The organism is Pseudomonas xanthosomatis (assembly GCF_019139835.1).
Classification (GTDB): Bacteria; Pseudomonadota; Gammaproteobacteria; order Pseudomonadales; family Pseudomonadaceae; genus Aquipseudomonas; species Aquipseudomonas fakonensis.
This window is the reverse complement of the sequence record NZ_CP077075.1, coordinates 3,366,168-3,390,934: the sequence shown is the minus strand read 5'-3', so window position 1 is coordinate 3,390,934 and position 24,767 is coordinate 3,366,168. Positions and strand designations below refer to the sequence as shown.

Below are 24,767 nucleotides of genomic sequence, written 5' to 3'. Positions count from 1 at the left end.
CACACCGATGAACTTCTCGAAATTCTTCATTACCCGGCCGATCTTCGCCGCGGTGCTGTCGCTGGTGCTGCTGATTGCGGGTTCGATCTCGCTGTTCCAGCTGCCGATCAGCGAATACCCCGAAGTGGTGCCGCCCACCGTGGTGGTGCGTGCCAACTTCCCCGGCGCCAACCCCAAGGTGATCGGCGAAACCGTCGCCGCGCCGCTTGAGCAGGCCATCACCGGTGTAGAGAACATGCTGTACATGTCCTCGCAGTCCACCGCCGACGGCAAGCTGACCCTGACCATCACCTTCGCCCTGGGCACCGACCTGGACAACGCCCAGGTGCAGGTGCAAAACCGCGTCACCCGCACCCAGCCCAAGCTGCCTGAGGAAGTGACCCGTATCGGCATCACCGTCGACAAGGCCTCGCCCGACCTGACCATGGTCGTGCACCTGACCTCGCCGGACCAACGCTACGACATGCTGTACCTGTCCAACTACGCCATCCTCAACATCAAGGATGAGCTGGCGCGCCTGGGCGGCGTGGGTGACGTGCAGCTGTTCGGCATGGGCGACTACTCGCTGCGCGTGTGGCTCGACCCGAACAAGACCGCCTCGCGCAACCTCACCGCCGGTGACGTGGTAGCGGCCATTCGCGAGCAGAACCGCCAGGTGGCCGCCGGCCAGCTGGGCGCCCCGCCCGCCCCGGGTGCCAGCAGCTTCCAGCTGTCGATCAACACTCAAGGCCGCCTGGTCAACGAGGAAGAGTTCGAGAACATCATCATCCGCGCCGGTGCCGATGGCGAAATCACCCGCCTGAAAGACATCGCCCGGGTCGAGCTCGGCTCCAGCCAGTACGCCCTGCGCTCGCTGCTGAACAACCAGCCGGCGGTGGCCATCCCGATCTTCCAGCGCCCTGGCTCCAACGCCATCGAGATCTCCGACGAAGTGCGGGCGAAGATGGCCGAGCTTAAGAAGGACTTCCCCGAGGGCATGGACTACAGCATCGTCTATGACCCGACCGTGTTCGTGCGTGGCTCCATCGAAGCAGTGGTGCACACCCTGTTCGAAGCGCTGATCCTGGTTGTGCTGGTGGTGATCCTGTTCCTGCAGACCTGGCGCGCCTCGATCATCCCGCTGCTGGCCGTGCCGGTATCGCTGATCGGTACCTTTGCGGTGATGCACCTGTTCGGCTTCTCGCTCAACGCGCTGTCATTGTTCGGGCTGGTGCTGGCCATCGGTATCGTGGTGGACGACGCCATCGTCGTGGTGGAGAACGTCGAACGGAACATCGGGCTTGGCCTGAAACCGCTCGAGGCCACACAAAAGGCCATGAGCGAAGTGACCGGGCCGATCATCGCCACGGCGCTGGTGCTGTGCGCCGTGTTCGTGCCGGCGGCGTTCATCTCGGGCCTTACCGGGCAGTTCTACAAGCAGTTCGCCCTGACCATCGCCATCTCTACCGTGATTTCGGCGTTCAACTCGCTGACCCTGTCGCCAGCGTTGGCTGCCGTGCTGCTCAAAGACCACCACGCACCCAAGGACCGTTTCTCGCGCATTCTGGAAAAACTCCTGGGCAGCTGGCTGTTCGCGCCGTTCAACCGCTTCTTCGACCGGGCCAGCCACAGCTATGTGGGCGGCGTACGCCGGGTCATCCGCGGCAGCAGCATTGCGCTGTTCGTGTATGCCGGGCTCATGGGCCTGACCTACCTGGGCTTCTCGTCCACCCCGACCGGTTTCGTGCCGGCCCAGGACAAGCAGTACCTGGTGGCCTTCGCCCAGTTGCCTGACGCCGCCAGCCTCGACCGTACCGAGGCTGTGATCAAGCGCATGAGCGAAATTGCCTTGAAGCAACCGGGTGTAGCCGACTCGGTGGCCTTCCCGGGCCTGTCGATCAACGGCTTCACCAACAGCCCGAACAGCGGCATCGTGTTCACCCCGCTCAAACCGTTCGACGAGCGCAAGGACCCGAGCCAGTCGGCTGCCGCCATCGCCGCCGCACTGAACGCGCAGTTTGCCGATATCCAGGACGCTTACATCGCGATCTTCCCGCCACCGCCAGTACAAGGCCTGGGCACCATCGGCGGCTTCCGCCTGCAGATCGAAGACCGCGGCAACCTGGGCTACGAAGCGCTGTACAAAGAGACCCAGAACATCATCGCCAAGAGCCACAACGTGCCAGAACTGGCGGGCCTGTTCACCAGCTACCAGGTCAACGTGCCGCAGGTCGATGCCGCCATCGACCGGGAAAAGGCCAAGACCCACGGCGTGGCGATCACCGACATCTTCGACACCCTGCAGGTTTACCTGGGCTCGTTGTACACCAACGACTTCAACCGCTTTGGCCGCACTTACCAAGTCAACGTCCAGGCCGAGCAGCAGTTCCGCCTCGACGCCGAGCAGATCGGCCAGCTGAAGGTGCGCAACAACCTGGGCGAGATGATCCCGCTGGCGACCTTCCTCAAGGTCAGCGATACCTCCGGGCCTGACCGCGTGATGCACTACAACGGCTTCATCACCGCCGAGATCAACGGCGCCGCAGCCCCGGGCTACAGCTCCGGCCAGGCCGAGGCTGCAATCGAGAAGCTGCTTAAGGAAGAGCTGCCCAACGGCATGACCTTCGAGTGGACCGACCTGACCTACCAGCAGATTCTCTCGGGCAACACTGCATTGTTCGTGTTCCCGCTGTGCGTGCTGCTGGCCTTCCTGGTACTGGCCGCCCAGTACGAGAGCTGGAGCCTGCCGCTGGCGGTGATCCTGATCGTGCCGATGACCCTGCTGTCGGCCATCACCGGGGTGATCGTGTCCGGTGGCGACAACAACATCTTCACCCAGATCGGCTTGATCGTACTGGTGGGCCTGGCGTGCAAGAACGCGATTCTTATCGTCGAGTTCGCCAAGGATGAACAGGCCAAGGGCCTCGACCCGCTGGCTGCGGTACTGGAAGCCTGCCGCCTGCGCCTGCGGCCGATCCTGATGACCTCGATCGCCTTCATCATGGGTGTGGTGCCGCTGGTATTCAGCTCTGGCGCCGGTTCCGAGATGCGTCATGCCATGGGTGTGGCGGTGTTCTCGGGAATGATCGGGGTGACCGTGTTCGGCCTGTTCCTGACCCCGGTGTTCTTCTTCCTGATCCGCCGTTTCGTCGAGCGTCGCCAGGCCCGCAAGGCTGCGCACGCCCCCGCGCTGGAGAACCATGCATGAACCTGCTCAAACCCCTGACTCCGAGCCTGCTGGCGCTGGCCCTGGCGGCCTGCGCGGTGGGCCCGGACTACCAGGCCCCGGCCACTGAACCGGCCAAGCTGGACAGCGGCCTTGAGGCCAAGGCGTTCGACCGCAGCCACTTCGAAAGCGTGTGGTGGAAGCAGTTCGACGACCCGGTGCTGAACCAGCTGGTGCAAGCCTCGCTGGATGGCAACCGTGACCTGCGGGTGGCTTTTGCCAGGCTGAAGTCGGCGCGGGCGATCCGCGACGATGCGGCCAACGACCAGCTGCCGGTGGTCACCAGCCGTGCCAGCAGCGACCTGGGCAAGGGCCAGATCCCGGGCCAGACCGAGCGCCGGGTCAACAGCGAGCGCTACGACCTGGGCCTGGACATGGCCTGGGAGCTTGACCTGTTCGGGCGCATCCAGCGCCGCATCGAAGCCAGCGAAGCGCAAGAGGCGGCCGCCGCGGCCGACCTTGCGCAGTTGCAGGTGAGCCTGATCGCCGAGCTGGTGGACGCCTACGGCCAACTGCGTGGCGCGCAACTGCGCGAGAAGATCGCCCTGGCCAACCTGAAGACCCAGCAGGAATCGCGGGATATCACCGTGACCCTGCGTGACACCGGTGTCGGCAACGAGCTCGACGTGGTGCGCGCCGATGCCCGCCTGGCGGGTGTCGAGGCCACCGTGCCGCAGTTGCAGGCCGAGCAGGTGCGGGCGAAGAACCGCATCGCCACCCTGCTGGGCCAGCGCCCGGACGCATTGGCCGTGGACCTGTCGCCCAAGGCCTTGCCGGCGATTGCCAAGGCGCTGCCGGTGGGTGACCCGGGCGAGCTGCTGCGCCGCCGCCCGGACATCCGCAGCGCCGAGCGCCAACTGGCAGCAGCCACCGCCAATGTGGGCGTGGCCACTGCCGACCTGTTCCCGCGGGTGAGCCTGAGCGGCTTTTTGGGCTTCACGGCCGCGCGGGGCTCGCAGATTGGTTCGTCGGCGGCCAATGCCTGGGCGCTGGGCCCGAGCATCACCTGGGCGGCGTTTGACCTGGGCAGCGTGCGGGCCCGCCTGCGCGGGGCCAAGGCCGATGCCGAGGGGGCGCTGGCCAGCTACGAGCAGCATGTGCTGCTGGCACTGGAGGAGTCTTCGAATGCCTTCAGCGATTACGGCAAGCGCCAGCAACGGCTGCTGGCCCTGATGCGCCAGAGCGAGGCCAGCCGCAAGGCGGCGGAGCTGGCGTCGATTCGCTATCGCGAGGGGACCGTGGATTACCTGGTGCTGCTCGATGCCGAGCGGGAGCGGCTGAGTGCCGAGGATGCGCAGGCGCAGGGTGAGGTTGAGTTGTATAGCGGGATCGTGGCGATCTACAAGGCCCTTGGGGGCGGCTGGCAGCCGGAGGTGGTGGCCAGTTCGCGGTGATCGTCTTTTGAATTGAGAGCTCCTTTGGTTGGATTTTCTCCCAACCGTTTGCCCCGATGGCCTTTTGGTTGTTGGGGCTTTTTTATGGGTTCGGGTTCGGGTTCGGGTTCGGGTTCGGGTTCGGGTTCGGGGTTTGATGGTGATTGCTTTGGGAGATGTATGCACATTCATTGACGATGAGCGCTTTTCGTCACCTTTCCGCCCTTACGGCGGGTTACTTTGGTCGCGGCCAAAGTAACCAAAGCCGCCCTGCTCCCATCATCCGGCCCCCTACGCTGCGCTTCGGGGGTTCCCTCGCTCCGGGCTTGCTCCGGAGGTACGCGCCGACGGGCCGTCCCTGGCCCGATCGGCGCTCGACCGGCATCCATGCCGGTCGCCCTCCTACGCAATCCCTACGCTCGGCCTCCTGAAGTCGCGATTTGTGTTGTCTGAACTACCGCGCGCTTAGAAGCCAGATCAAGAGCCAGATCAAGAGCTGGGATGTTGGTTTAATTGTTATTGATGTGTTGTTTGTTCTGACGCAATCGCGGGGCAAGCCCGCTCCCACGCTAGTTGTGCGCACCAACTTCTGGCGTGGGAGCGGCGGTGCGCCGCTGCGACTTGCCCCGCGATAAAATCCTGAGTTCCCACGGTGGCAACTAGCGGTTAGCTGCGCCAGCCCAGGCGCCGCCACTAACTTCGCGACTTCAGGAGGCCGAACGCAGGGATTGCGTAGGGGGGCGACCGGCATGGATGCCGGTCGAGCGCCGATCGGGCCAGGGACGGCCCGTCGGCGCGTACCCCCGGAGCAAGCCCGGAGTGAGGGAACCCCCGGAGCGAAGCGCAGGGGGCCGTATGAATGGAGCGAGGATTTTTTGGTGACTTTTTGATCCCTCAAAAAGTTACCCGCCGTAAGGGCGGAAAGGTGAATAAGCGTCAATACAAATAATGAATGCGCATAAAAACCTCAAAACAAACCAACAACCAACTAAACCAGATCACAGCGCCCACCGCAAAAATATAAATCACCCGCACACGCGATCGCTGAAAAGGAACCATGACCGTCATGAAAACAAGCGCAACGGAACAGCCCACCCCATTCCAGTGTCGATAACTACAACCCCCAAAAAAAACAGCAACCATCGAGAAACCCACCATGGCCACCGCACTTTTTCGCCCCCCCATGGTCTACCCCCGCTTCAACCGCAACGCCTTCACCCAAAGGGCCTCAACGGTAACCACACAACGCCGGGCCAAACGCCTTGCGCTTGTGTAGGATGGGCAGCGCAGAACCCGACGCTGCCAGTTACAGGGAGATTCACATGCGCGTCCCATCCGTTGCCTGCCTCTTCGGCCTGTCGCTGAGCCTGCTGGCTTCTGCCAGCGCCCAGGCCTTCACCGGCGAAGAAGCGCAACTGATCGATACCATCAACAGCTACCGCAGCCAAGCCCAACGCTGCGGCGGCGAGGCATCGCTCGAACTGCCGCCACTTAGCAGCGACACCCGCCTGGCCCTGTCGCCCGAAGGCACCCGCGACCTGCAGCAGGCCATGAGCCGCGCCGCCTACCCCATGGTCAACGTGCAGGCCATCAGCCTGTCAGGCCCGCGCGACGCAAAGGCGGCCATGAAAGCCATCGAAGAAAGCTTCTGCCAGGTAGTGCTCGACCCGCAGTTCGTCGACATCGGCGTCAGCCAGGAGGGCCGCGACTGGCGCATCGTGTTGGCCCGGCCACTGCTCAGCGGGCGCCTGGGCGACTGGCAGGCCGAAGGGCAAAAGCTGCTGCAGGAGGTCAACGCCGCGCGCAACGTACCGCGCCAGTGCGGCGGCCAGCCCTTCCCCGCCGCCCCGGCGCTTAGCTGGAACACCACCCTGGCCGCTGTGGCCGCAAACCACACGCGCAACATGGCCAATCAGAATTTCTTCGACCACCTCGACCGCGACGGCCGCACCCCGGGCGACCGGGCAGAGCTGGCCGGCTACCTGTACCGGCAGATCGGCGAAAACATCGCCGCCGGCCGCGACAGCGCACGCAAGGTGGTGGACGGCTGGCTGGCCAGCCCCGGGCACTGCGCCACCCTGATGAACCCCGACTACCGCGAACTCGGTGCCGCCTACGCCGTAGACCCGAAAAGCGACGCGGGGATCTACTGGACCGGTTTGTTCGGCACCCCGCAGTGAGGGCCCCATCGCCGGCAAGCCGGCTCTCATAGAACAACACATAACTTATTGATTTAGCAGGGTCCTGTGGGAGCGGGTTTACCGGGATGCCGGACCACCGCGAACACCGGCGAAGCCGGTGCCATCCACCGCGCTGCCTGCTTCGCGGTGGTCCGGCACTCCGGTAAACCCGCTCCCACAGGGTATGTGGCGCGCAGAGAACTGGTCTAGCAGATGCGCCACGATATCTGTGGGAAGCGGCCTTGTGTCGCGATGGGGCGCGAAGCGGCCCCAAGGTCTCGGCCTCATGCACAATTGCCGGGGCTGCTGCGCAGCCCATCTCGACCGGACGGCGCCCCGGCAAGGCCGCTTCCCACAGGGACCGTGTTAAATCAATGAGTTGCAGTTTGTTCTATGAGAGCCGGCTTGCCGGCGATGAGGCAAGAACTGCGCAACGCCAACGCCGTACAGCCAAACCGCTTCCTGACGCACTTGCCCAGGTAACTGGCATCCCCCAACCCCACCTCCTCGGCAATCTGCGCCAGGCCATGGCTTGAATTGAGCAAGCGCCAGCGCGCCTGCTGCAGGCGTATCTCCAGCCACCAGCCCTTGGCGCTCATGCCGTGGCTGGCCTGAAACTGCCGATCAAGCTGGCGCCGGCTGATACCCAGCTCTGCCGCCAACTGCTCCACCGACAAAGCCGACGCCAGGTGATGGCGCATCAGCGCCATGGCCCGCTTTACCTGGCGCCCCTGCCCGGGCGCTGAATCAAGCGAGCGCAGGGCATGGCGGCTGTCGCGGCTCTCGTCCACCAGCATGTCGGCCAGGCCCTTGAGCGCCCGGGTGCGACCACAGGCGCGGGCGATCAGCTCTACCGCCAGGTCGATGGCGGCGGTACCGCCTGCGCAACTGATACGTGCACCATCGAAGCAGTACAACTGCTCGACCAGCACCTGAACCTTGGGAAAGCACGCGCGAAACTCCGCCTCATGGCGCCAGTGCACGACCACCTTGTGCCCGTCCAGCAGGCCGCAGGCAGCCAGCAAGAATGCCGCGTTGTCGACGCACACCAGCTTCACGCCGGCTTTCACTGCCTGTTTCAACAGCGCCTTGTAGCGCGGCGCCAGTGCCGCCGTGGCTGCAGCGCTGCGCCCGCCAAAGAGCACCAGGTAGTCGTGGGCGCGCCAGTCCACCTGGGCTGGCGTCACCTCCACCTGCAACATCGCGCCACTGCTGGCCGCAAGCGGCGCGCTGTCCAGCCCGAGCACGGTCCAGGCGCAATAGCGCTGGCGGCTGTAGTCCTCGTCGTCAGCCGAAAACCGCAGCTTGTCGAGGAAGGCGCCGAGGGGCAGCAACGCGAATTCGGGCAGCGGCAAAATCAGCAACCGCAGGTCGGGGGTCATGGCATGTCCAGTTATCACCGTCATATGACCATATCCTACCCTGAGAAACCGTCGAACTGCCCCTACACTGGCGCCCGGTTCATTGTTCAAGGCATCCCCATGGCACTCGACACCTGGCTCATCTACCTGCTCGCCAGCATCGGCCTTTCGCTGACCCCGGGCCCCAACAGCCTGCTGGCCCTCACCCATGGCGCCTTGTATGGCGCGCGGCGCACCTTGTTCACCATCGTCGGCGGGGTGTTCGGTTTCAGCGCCTTGATCGCCCTGGCGATGTTCGGCCTGAGCGCCCTGCTGCAGGCCTCGGCCTCGGTGCTGACGGTGCTCAAGTGGGCGGGTGGCGCTTATCTGGTGTGGCTTGGCTGGCAGCTGTGGCGCAGCCCGGCGCTGCATCTGGAACTGACCGAAGGTGCGGCGCGCCTGGGCAATGCCGGATTGTTCCGCCAGGGCCTGCTGTCGGCGCTGGCCAACCCCAAGGTGCTTTTGTTCTATGGGGCCTTCCTGCCCCAGTTCATCGACCCGCAGCGCGGTTTGCTGGTGCAGTTCGTGGTGATGGCGGCGACCTTCGCCAGCGTGGAGTTTTCAGTCGAGTACCTGCTGGCACGCCTGGCATTTCGGGTGCGGCCATGGCTGGCCAAGAGCGGTAAGGGTTTCAATCGCTGCTGCGGTAGCCTCTTTACGCTGATTGGCGTCGCCCTACCGCTGACCCGTTGAGGCAAAACCCTGTAGGAGCCGGCTTGCCGGCTCCTACAGGGGGCAGTCGTTCAGCTACGCCGCGATACCACCAGGAATACGAACAGCGCCAATGCAGGCCCGCCCGCCCCCACCACCGCCACGCCACTCCAGCCGTAATGGCTGTACACAAGGCTGGCCAGCGCCGAGCCCACCGCGCCACCCAGGAAGATGCTGGTCATGTACAGCGCGTTCAGGCGCCCACGGCTGGCGGGGTCCAGGGCATATACCTCGCGCTGGCCGATCACCATGTTCATCTGCACCGCAAAGTCCAGCAGCACCCCGGTCAGGCCCAGGCCGATCACCCCGGCCCCCGGCGTGCTCAGGCCCAACAGCAGGGCCAGCGGCGCCAGGCCCATGGCCAACAGCGAGCCGCGCCGTGCATGCCCGGCATCGGCCAGGCGCCCGGCCAGCGGTGCAGCCACCGCACCCACCGCGCCCACCAGGGCAAACAGGGCAATCTGGCTTTGCGACAGGCCGTGCTCACCGGCCAGGGCCAGCGGCACCGCCGTCCAGTACAGGCTGAAGGCGGCAAACATCAACGCCTGGTACAGCGAGCGCTGGCGCAGCAGCGGGTAGCGGCGCAACAACACCACCAGCGAAGCCATCAACTGGCCGTAGCTGGCCTTGTGCTCAGGCACCCGGCGCGGCAGGGTCAGGGCCAGCAGCACGATGATCGCCAGCATCACCAGGGCGGCGCCGATGAACACCGCACGCCAGCCGAAGTGGTCGGCCACCAGGCTCGACAGCGGCCTTGCCAGCAGAATGCCCAGCAGCAGGCCGCCCATGATATTGCCCACCACCCGGCCACGCTGCTGCTCCGGCGCCAGGTGCGCAGCCAGGGGGATGAGCATCTGTACCGCCACCGAACTGAAACCGATCAGCAGTGCGTACCCCAGAAACAACTGGCCCTGGCCATGGCCGCTGGTGCCGGCCAGCAACAGGCTGACGGTGGCCAGCACGGCAGTGGCGATCATCAGCCGGCGGTTTTCCACCAGGTCCGCCAGCGGTACCAGCAACAGCAAGCCCAGGGCGTAACCCAACTGGGTAAGGGAGACGATCCAGCTGGCGTGTTCGGCGCTCAGGCCCAGGTCCGGGGCGATCAGCCCGACGATGGGTTGTGCGTAGTAGATGTTGGCGACGATGGCGCCGCAGCAGAACGCCAGCAGTGTCACCAGGGCCCGGCTCAGGCCCTGGACTGGCGGCTGGGCGACAGCAAGGGAGGGGTTCATGAAAGTTGCCTCGGCAAGGATGGGGAAGTGAGCGCATGGTGCCCTACCCCGGCGTTGCGCAGAATCCGCAGCCAACGCAACAGGGCGTTGCGCTGCACGCAAAACTCAACCCATCAACAATGCCTCGCAGAAGGTCACGAACGCCATTACCCGGCGCGAGCCCCGATGGTTGGGCAGGTACAGCGCATTGATGGTGTCGCTGGCAGTACCCGGGCTGGCCTGCCAGTCGCCGAACAGCCGCTGCAGGCGCGCCGCCTCGACGTCCTCGCGCACCAGCCAGTCAGCCAGCAGTGCCACACCGCTGCCGGCAATGGCGGCCTCGCGCAGCAGGTCGGCATTGGCGCTGCGCAGCGGGCCGCTTACATCCAACTCCAGGTCCTGGCCGTCGCGCCGCAAGCGCCACGGCCTTGCTGACTGGCCGTAGCGAAAGCGCAGGCAGGCACATTCGGCCAGTTGTCGCGGATGCTCAAGCATTGGCCGTTGCCCAAGGTAGCCGGGGCTTGCCACCAGCCAACGCTCGAAACGTCCCAGTGGCCTGCACACCAGTTCGTCGCTGGGGGCCGGCTCACCCAGGCGGATGCTCAGGTCGTAGCGCCCGTCCAGCAGGTCGTCGAAGCGGTCGCTGAGGTCGATATCCAGCTCAAGGCCCGGGTGGCGCGCCAGGAACGCCCCCAGGTGCGGGGCGATCACCCGCCGGCCGAACTCCACCGGCAGGCTCAGGCGCAACACCCCGACCGGCTCCTCGCCGCGGTCGGCCACCCGTGCATCAGCCTCGGCCAGGGCCTCGAGAATGTCCCGCGCGCGCTGGTAGTAACCGGCGCCGGCCTCGGTGAGGCTGACCTGGCGCGTGGAGCGGTTGAGCAAGGTGGCGCCAAGCTCGGCCTCCAGCGCATCCACCAGCCGGGTCACCGACGAGGTGGCCACGCCCTGCCGGCGCGCCGCAGCCGAAAAGCCCTGAGCTTCGACGGTGGCCATGAACGCCTTGATCGCCAGCAGCTTGTCCATGCGAATTTCCGTGGGGCAAAGCCGGGAACCTTCCTACAATCAGCCCCTGGAATCAACCATCGCCGAGACGCCCATGCCCGCCAACCTGTTCACCGCCCTGCCCGCCCCCGATTCGAACGCCGCCGAACAGTTCGACGACCTGCTCAACCGCCCGGGCCTGCGTATCGAGCGCATCGTTTCCAGTGGCCAGGCCAGCCCGCCGGGGTTCTGGTACGACCAGCCCGAGGGTGAATGGGTGGTGGTGCTCAGCGGCAGCGCCGGGCTGCGTCTTGAGCATGAAAGCGAGACGCGGGTACTGCGCACAGGGGACCACCTGGATATCCCGGCGCATTGCCGGCATCGGGTGGAATGGACCGAAGCCGGGGTGGCGACGGTTTGGTTGGCGGTGTTCTACCAGGCGTAACCCGCCCCTGTAGGGCCGGCTTTACGACTTTGGTATGAAAACGCCGACCGCCTTCTGCTTGGAAGAACACCCCGTTTAGCGACAATTTCCCCGCTTGATCTAGAATTTTCTCAACACCCTGGCAAGTTCAGCCCTGCGACAATCGGTCCTGAAAATAAATGTACTAACTTGTTAATTAGCTTGCTAAGGGCTTAAACTGCGCCGCATTCCACCTGCGAGATCCCTGGCATGAAAGACAACCCGCGCGCCTCTGGCGCCTCCACATTCATCCTGGTCGGCCTGGGCGTCATCGTCGCCCTGCTCGGCCTGCTCCTGGCCGCCGGCGGCGTCAAGCTGGCCGGTTTGGGCGGTTCCTGGTACTTCCTCGTCGGCGGCCTGGCCATGGCCATCGCCGGCATTCTCATCGCATGCCGCAAAAAGGCCGGTGCCTGGCTGTATGCGCTGTTCCTGGTCGGTACGCTGATCTGGGCCCTGGCCGACGCCGGCCTGGTCTTCTGGCCTTTGTTCTCGCGCCTGTTCATGTTCGGCGCCATCGGCATGGTGGTGGCGCTGGTCTACCCGATGCTGGCAGGCACCCGCAGCCGTGGCGCTTACGGTGTCGCAGGTGTGCTGGCCGTGGTGCTGGCGATTGCCGCCGGCAACATGTTCGTCGCCCACCCAAGCGTCGCCCCCACCGGCAAGGGCCCGGGCCTGACCCCGGTCGAGGCTGGCAAGGAGCAGAAAGACTGGGCCCACTACGGCAACACCGAAGGTGGCAGCCGCTTCGCCGCGCTCGACCAGATCAACCGCAGTAACGTCGATAAGCTCCAGGTGGCCTGGACCTACCACACCGGTGACGTGGCCATCAGCGACGGCAACGGCGCCGAAGACCAGCTGACCCCGCTGCAGGTCGGCGACAAGGTGTTCATCTGCACCCCGCACAACAACCTGATCGCGCTGAATGCCGACACCGGCAAGGAGCTGTGGAAGAACGAAATCAACGCCCAGTCCAAGGTCTGGCAGCGTTGCCGCGGCATGGCCTACTTCGACGCCACCGCCGCCATTGCCCAACCCACCCAGCCGAACAGCTCGCCGGTCACCGGCGGTGCGGTAGCGGCGGGTGCCAACTGCCAGCGTCGCCTGCTGACCAACACCATCGACGGCCGCCTGATCGCAGTGGACGCCGACACCGGTGAGTTCTGCCAGGGCTTCGGCAATAACGGCCAGGTCAACCTGATGGCCGGCCTGGGTAACGTGCCGGACTCCTACTACCAGTTGTCCTCGGCGCCGCTGATGGCCGGCACCACGGTAGTGGTGGGTGGCCGCGTGGCCGACAACGTGCAAACCGACATGCCTGGCGGTGTGATCCGCGGCTTTGACGTGATCACCGGCGAAATGCGCTGGGCCTTCGACCCGGGCAACCCGGAAGACCGCAAGGCACCAGAAGGCAACAGCACCTACGTGCGCAGCACCCCCAACAGCTGGGCGCCGATGTCCTACGACCCGGCGATGAACACCGTGTTCCTGCCGATGGGCTCCTCGTCCACCGACATCTACGGCGTTGAACGCAACAAGCTGGACCACACCTACGGCGCTTCGGTGCTGGCCCTGGACGCCACCACCGGCAACCAGAAGTGGGTCTACCAGACCGTGCACAACGACCTGTGGGACTTTGACCTGCCGATGCAGCCGAGCCTGATCGACTTCACCAAGGACGACGGCCAAACCGTGCCTGCGGTGGTGATCGGCACCAAGGCCGGGCAGATCTACGTGCTCGACCGCGCCACCGGCAAGCCGCTGACGCAGGTGGACGAAGTACCGGTCAAGCCAAGCAACATCCCCAACGAGCCGTACTCGCCGACCCAGCCCAAATCGGTCGGCATGCCGCAGATCGGCGCTCAGACCCTGACCGAGTCGGACATGTGGGGCGCAACCCCGTATGACCAGCTGCTGTGCCGCATCGACTTCAAGAAGATGCGCTACGACGGCCTGTACACCGCACCGGGCACCGACCTGTCGCTGAGCTTCCCGGGCTCGCTGGGTGGCATGAACTGGGGCAGCATCTCCACCGACCCGGTACATGGTTTCATCTTCGTCAACGACATGCGCCTGGGCCTGTGGATCCAGATGATCCCCTCGCAAAACCAGGGCGCTGCAGCAGGTGGCGGCGAAGCGCTGAACACCGGCATGGGCGCCGTGCCGCTCAAGGGCACCCCCTATGCGGTGAACAAGAACCGCTTCCTGTCGGTGGCCGGCATCCCGTGCCAGGCGCCGCCTTTCGGCACCCTGACCGCGGTCGACATGAAGACCCGCCAGATCGCCTGGCAGGTACCGGTCGGCACCGTCGAGGACACCGGCCCCCTCGGTATCCGCATGCACCTGCCGATCAAGATCGGCCTGCCGACCCTCGGCGGCACCCTGTCGACCCAAGGCGGCCTGGTGTTCATCGCCGGCACCCAGGACTTCTACCTGCGTGCCTACGACAGCAGCAACGGCAGTGAAATCTGGAAAGCCCGCCTGCCGGTGGGCAGCCAGGGCGGCCCGATGACCTACGTTTCGCCCAAGACCGGCAAGCAGTACGTGGTGATCACCGCCGGCGGCGCGCGTCAGTCGACCGACCGCGGCGACTACGTGATTTCGTACGCCCTGCCGTAACCGCGTCGCCTGCTTCGCGGGCAAGCCCGCTCCCACAGGATGATCACTGCCCTGGCAACCGGTGCAGTACCTGTGGGGGCGGGCTTGCCCGCGAAGAGGCCCGAACAGACAACCCGAGATTCTGCAATGCCATCCGCAATCCGCCTTACCCCCACCCTGCTGCTGGCCCTGGCCAGCACCACTGCCCTCGCCGACGGCGACCTGATGACCCGCAACACCCTGACCGGCGACTGGGGCGGCCTGCGCCACCAGCTCGAAGAAGACGGCGTCAAGGTTACCGGCGACTACAGCGGCGAAACCGCCTACAACACCCACGGCGGCCTGCACCGCTCGGCGCGCTACTCGCAGAACATCAAGCTGGGCGTGCAGTTCGATCTGTCGAAGTTGTACGGCCTGGACAACGGCGGCAAGGTCCAGCTGACCATCAACGACCGCCGCGGCAACAGCGCCTCCGAAGACCTGGTGGGCAACCGCCTGCCGATCCAGGAAAACTACGGCGGCCTGTACACCCGCCTGACCGAGCTGAGCTACGAGCGCACCCTGTTCACCCCGGCGCTGAACGTCAAGCTCGGCTACATGGCCATGGGCAACGACCTCGGCGGGCTGGACAGCGGCATCCTGTGCAACTTCATGAACGCCGGCTTCTGTGGCCACCCGCTCAACATGTCCGGCGGCAGCGGCTGGACCAACTACCCCAACGCCCACCTGGGCGCGCGGGTCAAGTACGACTTCTCGCCGTCCTGGCAGTTGCGCGTGGCGGCGTTCAACGTCGACCCCGAAAGCAACGGCAACTCCAGCCGCGCCTGGCACCTGGGCCCCAAGCACACCACCGGCACCGTGGTACCGGTGGAGCTGGTGTACAAGCTGCAGGGTGAGCTGCCGGGCGAGTACAAGCTGGGCTATTACTACGACAGCTCCAACGTCAAGCGCATCGGCAGCAGCAAGGAAGTCGCCGGCCGCGGCGGCCACTACCTGCTGATCGACCAGGCAGTGTGGAACGACCCCGCCATGCCGGGCCGCAGCCTGCACGCCTTCGGCCAGTACTCGGCCTCAAGCGAAGCCGCCTCGCCGTTCACCAAGTGGTACGGCACCGGTGTGGTGCTGTACAAGCCGTTCGCCAGCCGCCCGCGTGACACCGTGGCCCTGGGTTATGGCCGCGCCGTGCAGAACCCGCGCAGCCGCGACGTACTGGAAGACGCAGCCTTCGATGCCGGCCAGCAGTTCCCCAACATCGACGGCGCCGAGCAATTGATCGAGCTGAGCTACGGCTACCAGGCCACGCCCTGGCTGAACCTGCGCCCGGACGTGCAATACATCGTCGAACCGGGGGCGTTCTCCGGCAAGGATATCGACAATGCGCTGGTAGTAGGCTTGCAGGTCAAGGCGACCTTCTGAACCACCCCCGAAGGGCCGCCATGCGGCCCTTTTTTCTGCCCCATCGCCCCCTGCAAATGCGGCGCTGCCATGGAGGTTATGCGCTTCCCACAAGAGATAGTCCAGGTTTCCAGCAAGGCATTACCCCCAACAAACACAGACTGGCAACTCAAACCCCAGCGGTCTTTACTCAAGCCTTCACGCAACGGAGGGCTGCCCATGGGTACCGCTACGGATGGCAAACTGAACGTCTGGGCCCTCACCGCGCTGGTGGTGGGCTCGATGGTCGGTGCCGGGATCTTCTCCCTGCCGGCCACCTTCGGCCGCGCCACCGGCGGGCTGGGTGCGATCATCGCCTGGTGCATCGCAGGCGCCGGCATGCTGATGCTGGCCTTCGTTTTTCAAACCCTCGCGCGCCGGCGCCCCGACCTCGATTCGGGCATCTACGCTTACGCCAGCGCAGGCTTTGGCAGCTACCTGGGCTTTGCCTCGGCGTTCGGTTTCTGGGCCGGCACCTGCATCGGCAACGTGTCTTACTTCATCCTCATCAAATCCACCCTCGGCGCGTTCTTTCCGGTATTCGGCGAGGGCAACACCCTGGCCGCCATCGCCGTGTCGTCGCTGCTGCTGTGGGCCTTCCACTTTCTGGTGCTGCGCGGGGTGCAGCAGGCAGCGGTGATCAACAGCATCGCCACGGTGGCGAAGATGATCCCCATCCTGTTGTTCATCGTGGTGCTGGTGGGGGCTTTCGACCGCCAGCTGTTCAGCCTCAACTTCTGGGGCACGCCCATGGCCGGCAACGCGGCGGACCTCGCCCACCTGGACGACTACGGGCGCATCGGCCACGCCGCAGGCGAGCTGGTGCTGCCGGCCGAATCGCTGTTCGAGCAGGTGCGCAGCACCATGCTGGTGACGGTGTTCGTGTTCCTTGGTATCGAAGGCGCCAGCGTGTATTCGCGCTACGCCCGCAACCGCCGCGATGTGGGCATCGCCACGGTGCTGGGCTTCGTCGGCGTACTGTGCCTGCTGGTACTGATCACCCTGCTCAGCTACGGCGTGCTGCTGCGCCCGGAGCTTGCCGGGCTGCGCCAGCCGTCCATGGCGGGCGTGCTGGAGAGCATCGTCGGGCGCTGGGGGGCAATTTTCATCAGCATCGGCTTGATCATTTCGGTGCTGGGCGCCTACCTGTCGTGGACGCTGCTGGCGGCCGAAGTGCTGTACTCGGCAGCCCACGACCAGGCCATGCCGGCCTTCCTCGCCCGGCAGAACCCGCACCAGGTGCCGGCCTCGGCACTGTGGCTGACCACCCTGTTCGTGCAGCTGTTCTTGCTGCTGACCTGGTTTACCGAGTACGCCTTCACCCTGGCACTGGAGCTGACCAGCTCGCTGACGCTGATCCCGTACCTGCTGGTGGCGGCCTATGCGCTGAAGCTTGCAGCAAGCCGCGAGACCTACGAAAACGCTGCCGGCGAGCGCGGCAAGGACCTGCTGGTGGCGTTACTGGCCACGGCCTATGCACTGCTGATGGTGTGGGCCGGCGGCATGAAATACCTGCTGCTGTCGGCGGTGATCTACGGGCCGGGGACGCTGTTGTACATCAAGGCGCGCAGAGAGCAGCAGCGCCAGGTGTTCAGCGGGTTCGAGCGGGGGGTGTTCGCGGTGGTGGTGCTGGGGGCCGTGGTGGCAGTGTATGGGTTGGCCAGCGGGGCTATCGCGATCTGATTACCAGCTTGCGGGCCTCTTCGCGGGTAAACCCGCTCCCACAGGGGCAGCACAAGACTGCGCGTCGATGGAATACCTGTGGGAGCGGGTTTACCCGCGAAGAAGCCAACGCGATCAAGCCTGCCGAAGGTACTCCACCAGCCTCAGCAACATCGCATCGCACCCACGCAACTGCTCGACACTGACGAATTCATCCGGCTTGTGCCCTTGCTCCATGCTGCCCGGCCCGCACACCACGGTGGGGATGCCGGCCTGGTCGAACAAGCCGCCCTCGGTGCCGAACGCCACCGTGCCGAAGTTGTCGCTACCACTGAGCAACGCCACCAACCGCGCCGCCTCGCTGTCGGCCGGCGTCGCCAGCCCCGGGTAGGCGCTCAGCGGTTGCAGGCGAATGTCGCTGCCGGCATTCACCGCACGCATGCGCGGCAGCAGCTCGGCTTCGGCATAAGTCTGCAGACGGTCGGCCACAGCCTGGGCCTCAAAGCCTGGCAAGGCACGCACTTCGAAGTCGAACGCGCATTCTTCCGGCACGATGTTCAGTGCCCGGCCACCCTTGATCACCCCGGTCTGCACGGTGCTGAACGGCGGGTCGAAGCGCGGGTCGTGGTGCATCGGCTGCGCCAGCTCGTCGCCGATTTCGCCCAGCTTGCCGATCAGCCGCGCCGCGTACTCGATGGCATTCACGCCATAGGGCGAATAGGCCGAGTGGCAGGCTGCGCCATGCACCTGGCAGCGCATCGCCAGCTTGCCCTTGTGGCCGAGTACCGGCTTGAGCTCGGTGGGCTCGCCGATCAGGCACAGCCTGGGCTTGTGCGGGCGCTGCTGCAGGGCGGCGAGCATCGAGCGCACACCCAGGCAGCCGACTTCCTCGTCATAGGAGAACGCCAGGTGCACCGGGGTTTTCAACGGCTGGGCAAGCAAGGCCGGCACCGCCGCCAGCACACAGGCGATGTAGCCCTTCATGTCGGCAGTGCCACGCCCGTACAGGCGCCCGTCGCGCTCGGTCAGGCTGAACGGTTCGAGCGTCCAGGCCTGGCCATCTACCGGCACCACGTCGGTGTGCCCCGAAAGCACCACCCCGCCCCGGTCGCCGGGGCCGATGGTGGCGAACAGGTTGGCCTTGGTGCCCTCGTCGTTGAGAAACAGCTCGCTGGCCACACCCTGTTCGGCCAGGTAATCGCGAATGAAGCCGATAAGCTCAAGGTTCGAATCGCGGCTGACCGTGGCAAAACCCACCAGACGTTGCAGCAGCGCGCGGCTTTGCCATTCACTCATCACCCGGCACCCCGTAGCTGGGTGCGGCGGTGGGGTTGAGTGCGCGGGTCACGTAGTCCTGCATCTGCGGGCGGTAGGCCTGCCACAGCGTGTCCAGCTCGCCGATCGGGTCATGCTCGGCCCAGTCCACCCGCAGGTCCACCAGCGGCCAGATGTGCTCACCGGCAATCTTCAGCGCCGCCGAGTGCACCGGACCTGCCTCGCCACCGGCGGCCATGGCCGCGTGCATGGCCGCCAGCAGGCGGTCGGCCAGGTGCCCGCCGGCCTGCTCGAAGGCCGCCACCATGGCTTCGATCACCGCCTGGGACGACAGCAGGTTGCCGGCCGCCGCGCATTGCTCGCCGGCCACCGCGTTGTGCACGCCCAGTGCCTGCTTGCCAGTGAACAGCGCCACCTGGCCCTGGCTGTCGATCACCGTGACCTGGCGGTATTCGCTCCAGCCGTTGGCGCTGAGCACCCGGTCCAGCGCTGCGGCGGGCGGCAGTTGGCCCTGCTCCAGGGCATCGAGTATCTGCGGACCAAGGGCCGGCAGGGTGATGTTCTGCGTCGATACCGCCCCCACCCCGGCGCGCACCCAGGGGCAGCGGGCGCCCACGGCGATGCTCGACGAACTGATGGCGATGCCGACCTGGCCGGTTTCCTGGCAGCGGCCGATGATGGAGAAGGTCATGGTGCAGCTCCTGTCTGGGTGTGCCTGCATTTTCGGCAAGCCCCGGCAGCGGCGAAACGAGCATTTTCCGAGGGGTTGGGCAGGAAAAAACTAAGGCCCCTGGGGGCTCCTACACGTAAAGCGCAGGGTTAAGGAGCGGTGCACCAGCCTTCGCCAATTTATCGGCAAGCCCCAGCTAAATACTATTTTCGCGATTTCCCCCACGTCCCTAGTCTGGCCCCAGGCAACGGCGGTCCTCCAAACCGACCTGACAACAACCGCCTGAACAAGGGCTCGGACATGACTTTCAACAACTACGAAATCGACACCCTGGTGGTCGGCGCTGGCCAGGCCGGCGTGGCCATGAGCGAACACCTGAGCAAGCTTGGCGTGCCGCACCTGGTACTGGAACGCAACCGCATCGCCGAGGCCTGGCGCACCGGGCGCTGGGACTCGCTGGTAGCCAACGGCCCGGTCTGGCACGACCGCTTCCCGGGGCTGGAATTCGACCTCGACGCCGACGCCTTCGCCGGCAAGGACCAGGTCGCCGACTACTTCGAGCGGTACGTGCGCAAGTACAACCTGCCGGTGCGCACCGGCGTCGAGGTAAAAAAGGTGGTGCGCAACGCCGACCGCCCAGGCTTCACCATCGACACCAACCAGGGCGTGATCCACGCCAACCGCGTGGTGGCTGCCACCGGCCCGTTCCAGAAGCCGGTCATCCCGGCCATCGCGCCAAAAGACCAGCACCTGCACCAGATCCACTCGGCCGCCTACTTCAACCCCGAGCAACTGCCTGAAGGCGCGGTGCTGGTGGTGGGTGCCGGCTCGTCCGGCGTGCAGATCGCCGAAGAACTGATGCGCGCCGGCCGCCAGGTGTACCTGTCGGTGGGCGCCCACGACCGCCCGCCACGGGCCTATCGCAACCGCGACTTCTGCTGGTGGCTGGGGGTGCTGGGCGAGTGGGATGCCGAAATCGCCAAGCCCGGCCGCGAGCACGTGACCATCGCCGTGTCCGGCGCCCGAGGCGGGCACACCGTGGACTTTCGTGCCCTCGCCCACCAGGGCATGACCCTGGTCGGCCTGACCCAGTCGTTCGAAGACGGCGTGGCGCGCTTTCAGGACAACCTGGCCGAAAACATCCAGCGCGGCGACGAAAACTACCTGGCCCTGCTGGACGCCGCCGACGCCTACATCGAGCGCAACGGCCTGGATCTGCCGCTCGAGCCCCAAGCGCGCCAGCGCCTGGCCGACCCGGACTGCGTCAGCAACCCGCTGCGCGAACTGGACCTGGCCCAGGCCGGCGTCACCAGCATCATCTGGGCCACCGGCTACGGCGTGGACTTCAGCTGGCTGCAGGTGGACACCTTCGATGCCAACGGCAAGCCGCAGCACCAGCGCGGTGTAGCGAAGGAGCCGGGCGTGTACTTCCTCGGCCTGCCCTGGCTGTCGCGCCGCGGCTCGTCGTTCATCTGGGGCGTGTGGCACGACGCCAAGCACGTCGCCGGCCATATCGCCACGCAACGCACCTACCTGGCCTACCGCGACCGCGAGCAGCGCGAAGCGGATGAATCCGTCACCTCGAACAGCAACGTCAGCACCCTCGGAGCCCACTGATGCCTACCCATACCCGCATCCGCATGTTCAACACCAAAGAGACCTACCCCAACCAGACCCTGGACAACGACCTGTGCCAGGCGGTGCGGGCCGGTAACACCATCTACGTGCGCGGCCAGGTCGGCACCGACTTCGAAGGCCGGTTGGTGGGCCTGGGCAACCCCCAGGCGCAGGCCGAGCAGGCGATGAAGAACGTCAAGCAGTTGCTCGAAGAGGCAGGCTCGGACCTGTCGCACATCGTCAAGACCACCACCTACATCACCGACCCGCGCTTTCGCGAGCCGGTGTACAAGGAAGTCGGCAAGTGGCTCAAGGGCGTGTTCCCGATTTCCACCGGGCTGGTGGTGGCCGGTTTGGCCCAGGCTGAATGGCTGATGGAGATCGATGTGATCGCTGTAGTGCCGGATCAAGCCTGACCGACCGCAATCGCCGACAAGCCGACTCCCACAGGGGATCTCTGTAGGAGATCACCCAGCCCTCGGAGCTGCGCGGTCGCGCAGAGAACTAGTCTCGCAGATGTACTGCGGCCCCTGTGGGAAGCGGCCTTGTGTCGCGATGGGCTGCGCAGCAGCCCCTGCAATTTTGCATGAGGCTGAGGCCTTGGGGCCGCTTCCCACGGGAACCGTGTTAAATCAATAGCTTGTAGTTTGTTCTATGAGAGCCGGCTTGCCGGCGATGCTGTTTTCAGAACTTCGCCAACTCTTCGCGGCAAAACTCCACGAACAACTGCGCAGGCTTGGTCAACTGCACCCGCTTCAGGTGCGCCGCTGCCAGCCCTGACAACGCCACCGGCTCGGCGATGTCCACCATCACCAGGCGCTGGCCGTCGTAGGTGTATTCCGAATGCGGCCGGGTCACCAGCAGCGAAAACCCGAACCCCTGCCCCACCATGCCGCGCACCATCTCGATCGACGGCGAGCTGAAGACGATGTTAGGGGTCAGCCCCAGCTCGTTGAACAGGCTGACGAAGTAGGTACGGCTGGGCGCCACGTCCAGCAGGATCATCGGCTCCGGGCACAGGTCGCGCAGCGACACCTGGGCCTGCCCGGCAAAGCGGTGTTTTTCCGGCAGCAGCACGTAGGGCTTTTGCGCCGGCATCAGCGGCTCGGCTTCGATGGTGCCATCCAGGTCGTGGTCATATAAAAACGCCAGATCGAAGGTGCCAGCGGTCAGGCCCTGGATCAGTTCCTGCTGCTCACCGTCACGCAGGCGAATATCCACCCCCGGATAACGCTCGCGAAAGCCTGCGATCAGCCGCGGCAGGTACAACGGTGCGACGGTTTCGAAGCAGCCGATGTCGATATGCCCGGCCACGGTGTCGTTGTCGGCCAGGGCGTTCTGCTCGAACTCGTGGGCCATCTGCAGCAGCGAACGGGTTTTGGCGTAGAAGCGCTTGCCGCTGGGGGTCAGCGACACGCCCTGGGCGTGGTGACGGATGAACAGCTGCACGCCGAAGCTTTCTTCCAGGCTCTTGATCGCCGTGGAGATCGACGGCTGGGCGATGTACAGCTGGCGCGAGGCCTCGGCAACGCTGCCGGCCTCGACGGTGGTGACGAAATACTTGAGTTGACGCAGGGTGTAGGAAGCCACGGGGTACCTCGCTGGCGCTGCGCGCGCCTTGGGATTTTGCTGCCACTTTACCGGGCGCCGGTGCCTGGTGGAGCGAGGATTTGCCTATGGCTTGAGGATATTTCTGCTAGGGCCCTATCGCCGGCAGGCCGACGCCTACAGCAAATGCGTCGGCCACGAAACCTGCGCTCTTCTGTAGGAGATCACCCAGCCCTTTCGGGCTGCGCTGTCGCGCAGGGAACTGGGCACGAAGCCGCCGCGGCCCCTGTGGGAGCGGGCTTGCCCGCGAACACCGGCGAAGCCGGTGCCAGGCACCGCGTCGCCTGCTTCGCGGGCAAGCCCGCTCCCACAGGACCCTGCTAAATCAAGGAGTTGTGTGCAGTTCTATGAGAACCGGCTTGCCGGCGACAGGGCCAGCAGCCCTACTGCACCACCCCGCACGCTACCCGGTCACCACCACCACCGAGCTTCTCAGGGTGGTCACTGTGGTTGTCGCCCCCCGCATGCACCATCAGCGCATGCCCCTTGAAATCGCTGGCCTTCAGACGCGGCGCCAGCACCGGATGGGTGGCCTTGCCGTCAGCGCCTACGTACAGCGCCGGCAGGTCGCCGCGGTGGCCGCTGTCGTCATAAGGGCCCTTGTGGGCATTGCTCGAGTCCGGGTCCCAATGCCCGCCCGCTGCACCTGCGGGTATCGTCTTGCCATCTTCTTCGGCAGTGGCGCACGAAGGCTTCTGGTGCAAGTGAAAGCCATGCACGCCGGGTGGCAGATCCTTGAGGTCGGGGGTGAGCAGCGTGCCGTATTTGTTCTGCTCGATGCTGACGGTACCGATGGGCTTGCCCGGGCCGTCGGGGCCGGCCAGTTTCAGTTCGACTTTGTCGGCGGCCTGGGCCATGCCGGCTGCGGCCAGCAAGGCGGTGAAGAGCACTGCTTTCATGGTGGTTCTCCTGGGTCGGGGTCAGTCAGGCGTCGTGCCTGCATGACAGCTGTGACTGCTGCCCAGGTGTGGCGATTCCATCGGATTTGCCTGTAATGGCCCTATCGCCGGCAAGCCGGCTCTCATAGAACAAACTACAACTCATTGATTTAACACGGTTCCCGTGGGAAGCGGCCTTGTGTCGCGATGGGGCGCGAAGCGCCCCCAAGATCTCGGCCTCATGCAAAATTGCCGGGGCTGCTGCGCAGCCCATCTCAACCGGACGGCGCCCCGGCAAGGCCGCTTCCCACAGAGACCGTGGCGCATCTGCGAGACCAGTTCTCTGCGCGACAGCGCAGCCCGAAGGGCTGGGTGATCTCCTACAGGGGAACCCGACTTCATCAGCTTGCCGGTACTGCCCCTCAATAACTGAAATCGTGCCCCAGTTGCCCCTGCATCCAGTCCAGAAACCGCCGAACCCGCGGCAACTCTGCATGCCCCCTGGGGAACACCAGGTGATGGGCGCTGACCGGGCTCACCCGCTCGCCGCCAAACACCGGCACCAGTTGCCCGCGCTCGATGTAGTCCTGGGCCAGCAACGAGCTTTCCAGCGCCAGCCCGTAGCCATGGCTGGCCGCCTCCAGGCTCATGTACGAACGGTCGAAGCTCAGCGCAAAGGGCGCCTGGGGCAGCGACACCCCTTGCTGGGCGAACCACTGCGGCCACTGCACCAGCGCCGCTTCCGACAAGATCAGGTTATGCCCGAGCAAATCGGCAGGCTGCAGGATCGGCTGACGTGCCAGCAGCGCCGGCGCTGCCAGCACCGTGGCCTGTTCGTGGCGGATGGTGCGCACCTCAAGGCTCGGCCAGTTGGGGTAGCCGTGGCGTATGTCGACGTCGATCTGGTGGCGGCCAAAATGCAGCGCCTCGTACGAGCACGACAGGTTGATCTGGATATCCGGGTGGCTGGCGCGAAAGCGCTCCAGGCGCGGCAGCAGCCACAGCAGGCCAAAACTCGGCGCCGCATGCAGGCGCAGGCAGTCGAAGCCCACCGCGCTGCCAGCCCGTTCGGTAGCAACGGCCAGGCTTTGCAGCAAGCCGGACACCTCGCGCAGGTACTGCTCACCGGCCGGGGTCAGGCTGACCCCCTTGGCCGTGCGCAGAAACAACGGCCGGCCGATCAGCGCCTCCAGGTTGGCGATCTGGTGGCTGACCGCCGAGGGCGTGAGGTTGAGCTGTTCGGCGGCGCGGGCGACGTTGCCAAAACGCGCGGCCTGCTCGAAGGCCTGAATCGCTTTCAACGGTGGCAGTTGCAAAGGCTTCTTGCCGGGGTCGTGGCTCATCGGGCTACCTGCATGAAATGGGGCCTGGAAGGCGGCGCACTACTCTGCCGCAGTGCGCCGCACCTGCCCAGTGCTGAATTTTTTTCAGCATAGGCTGAATGGCACGGCGTTGCCCGCCCCCGGTGCGCGGACCAAGCTGTGCCCATCGGCCCTACCCA

18 protein-coding genes are annotated in these 24,767 nt (G+C 65.5%); 10 read left to right on the top strand and 8 right to left on the bottom strand.

What is annotated here, in order from left to right:
* Positions 1–7: 7 nt before the first annotated feature.
* From KSS93_RS15035 to KSS93_RS15025, 3 genes are all read left to right on the top strand, one after another.
* The gene (locus tag KSS93_RS15035; protein ID WP_217838965.1) at positions 8–3,187 is read left to right on the top strand and encodes an efflux RND transporter permease subunit; all 3,180 of its coding nucleotides are present in this window, start codon (positions 8–10) and stop codon (positions 3,185–3,187) included.
* Complete coding sequence (locus KSS93_RS15030; RefSeq protein ID WP_217884785.1) at positions 3,184–4,599, top strand: efflux transporter outer membrane subunit; 1,416 nt, start codon at positions 3,184–3,186, stop codon at positions 4,597–4,599. The genes KSS93_RS15035 and KSS93_RS15030 overlap by 4 nt, the downstream gene beginning before the upstream one ends.
* A 1,301-nt stretch (positions 4,600–5,900) precedes the next feature.
* Positions 5,901–6,758: a CAP domain-containing protein gene (locus tag KSS93_RS15025; protein ID WP_217884784.1), complete on the top strand. Its 858-nt coding sequence runs from the start codon at positions 5,901–5,903 to the stop codon at positions 6,756–6,758.
* Positions 6,759–7,129: 371 nt separating this feature from the next.
* Here the strand turns inward: KSS93_RS15025 and KSS93_RS15020 are convergent, their stop codons facing one another.
* Complete coding sequence (locus KSS93_RS15020) at positions 7,130–8,140, bottom strand: GlxA family transcriptional regulator (RefSeq protein WP_217884783.1); 1,011 nt, start codon at positions 8,138–8,140, stop codon at positions 7,130–7,132.
* Between the two features lie 99 nt (positions 8,141–8,239).
* On the opposite strand from KSS93_RS15020, the gene KSS93_RS15015 reads away from it, so the two are divergent.
* Entirely contained in the window at positions 8,240–8,851 is a 612-nt protein-coding gene (locus KSS93_RS15015) for a LysE family translocator (protein WP_217884782.1), read from the top strand.
* 50 nt (positions 8,852–8,901) lie between these two features.
* On the opposite strand, the gene KSS93_RS15010 is transcribed toward KSS93_RS15015, so the two are convergent.
* Entirely contained in the window at positions 8,902–10,101 is a 1,200-nt protein-coding gene (locus KSS93_RS15010) for an MFS transporter (RefSeq protein WP_217884781.1), read from the bottom strand.
* Between the two features lie 105 nt (positions 10,102–10,206).
* Positions 10,207–11,106 carry a LysR family transcriptional regulator gene (locus KSS93_RS15005; protein WP_217884780.1) on the bottom strand — a complete coding sequence of 300 codons (900 nt, stop codon included), beginning with the start codon at positions 11,104–11,106 and terminating at the stop codon, positions 10,207–10,209.
* A 73-nt stretch (positions 11,107–11,179) separates the two neighbouring features.
* Here KSS93_RS15005 and KSS93_RS15000 point away from each other — a divergent pair, with 73 nt between their 5' ends.
* The 4 genes from KSS93_RS15000 to KSS93_RS14985 all read left to right on the top strand — a co-directional run bounded on the left by KSS93_RS15000 (position 11,180) and on the right by KSS93_RS14985 (position 17,239).
* Positions 11,180–11,509 carry a cupin domain-containing protein gene (locus KSS93_RS15000; protein ID WP_217884779.1) on the top strand — a complete coding sequence of 110 codons (330 nt, stop codon included), beginning with the start codon at positions 11,180–11,182 and terminating at the stop codon, positions 11,507–11,509.
* Between the two features lie 228 nt (positions 11,510–11,737).
* Positions 11,738–14,143: a glucose/quinate/shikimate family membrane-bound PQQ-dependent dehydrogenase gene (locus tag KSS93_RS14995; protein WP_217884778.1), complete on the top strand. Its 2,406-nt coding sequence runs from the start codon at positions 11,738–11,740 to the stop codon at positions 14,141–14,143.
* 126 nt (positions 14,144–14,269) lie between these two features.
* Entirely contained in the window at positions 14,270–15,538 is a 1,269-nt protein-coding gene (locus KSS93_RS14990) for a carbohydrate porin (RefSeq protein ID WP_217884777.1), read from the top strand.
* A gap of 198 nt (positions 15,539–15,736) precedes the next feature.
* Positions 15,737–17,239 carry an amino acid permease gene (locus KSS93_RS14985; RefSeq protein WP_217884776.1) on the top strand — a complete coding sequence of 501 codons (1,503 nt, stop codon included), beginning with the start codon at positions 15,737–15,739 and terminating at the stop codon, positions 17,237–17,239.
* A 114-nt stretch (positions 17,240–17,353) separates the two neighbouring features.
* Here KSS93_RS14985 and argE read toward each other — a convergent pair whose 3' ends face one another.
* Together argE and KSS93_RS14975 are read right to left on the bottom strand one after the other, a co-directional pair.
* Positions 17,354–18,514, bottom strand: a complete 1,161-nt coding sequence (argE, locus tag KSS93_RS14980) for an acetylornithine deacetylase (protein WP_217884775.1) — start codon at positions 18,512–18,514, stop codon at positions 17,354–17,356.
* The gene (locus tag KSS93_RS14975) at positions 18,507–19,184 is read right to left on the bottom strand and encodes a DUF1028 domain-containing protein (RefSeq protein ID WP_217884774.1); all 678 of its coding nucleotides are present in this window, start codon (positions 19,182–19,184) and stop codon (positions 18,507–18,509) included. The genes argE and KSS93_RS14975 overlap by 8 nt, the downstream gene beginning before the upstream one ends.
* A gap of 279 nt (positions 19,185–19,463) precedes the next feature.
* Between KSS93_RS14975 and KSS93_RS14970 the strand changes: the two genes are divergently transcribed.
* On the top strand, positions 19,464–20,780 hold the full coding sequence (locus KSS93_RS14970; protein ID WP_217884773.1) for a flavin-containing monooxygenase: 1,317 nt from the start codon (positions 19,464–19,466) through the stop codon (positions 20,778–20,780).
* The gene (locus tag KSS93_RS14965; protein WP_217839045.1) at positions 20,780–21,196 is read left to right on the top strand and encodes a RidA family protein; all 417 of its coding nucleotides are present in this window, start codon (positions 20,780–20,782) and stop codon (positions 21,194–21,196) included. The genes KSS93_RS14970 and KSS93_RS14965 overlap by 1 nt, the downstream gene beginning before the upstream one ends.
* A gap of 268 nt (positions 21,197–21,464) precedes the next feature.
* Here the strand turns inward: KSS93_RS14965 and KSS93_RS14960 are convergent, their stop codons facing one another.
* From KSS93_RS14960 to KSS93_RS14950, 3 genes are all read right to left on the bottom strand, one after another.
* Positions 21,465–22,370 (bottom strand): LysR family transcriptional regulator, encoded by a 906-nt coding sequence (locus KSS93_RS14960; RefSeq protein WP_217884772.1) that lies wholly within the window; start codon positions 22,368–22,370, stop codon positions 21,465–21,467.
* Between the two features lie 401 nt (positions 22,371–22,771).
* Positions 22,772–23,287 (bottom strand): superoxide dismutase family protein, encoded by a 516-nt coding sequence (gene sodC, locus KSS93_RS14955; protein ID WP_217884771.1) that lies wholly within the window; start codon positions 23,285–23,287, stop codon positions 22,772–22,774.
* A 401-nt stretch (positions 23,288–23,688) separates the two neighbouring features.
* Positions 23,689–24,609: a LysR substrate-binding domain-containing protein gene (locus KSS93_RS14950; protein ID WP_217884770.1), complete on the bottom strand. Its 921-nt coding sequence runs from the start codon at positions 24,607–24,609 to the stop codon at positions 23,689–23,691.
* Positions 24,610–24,767 lie beyond the last annotated feature (158 nt).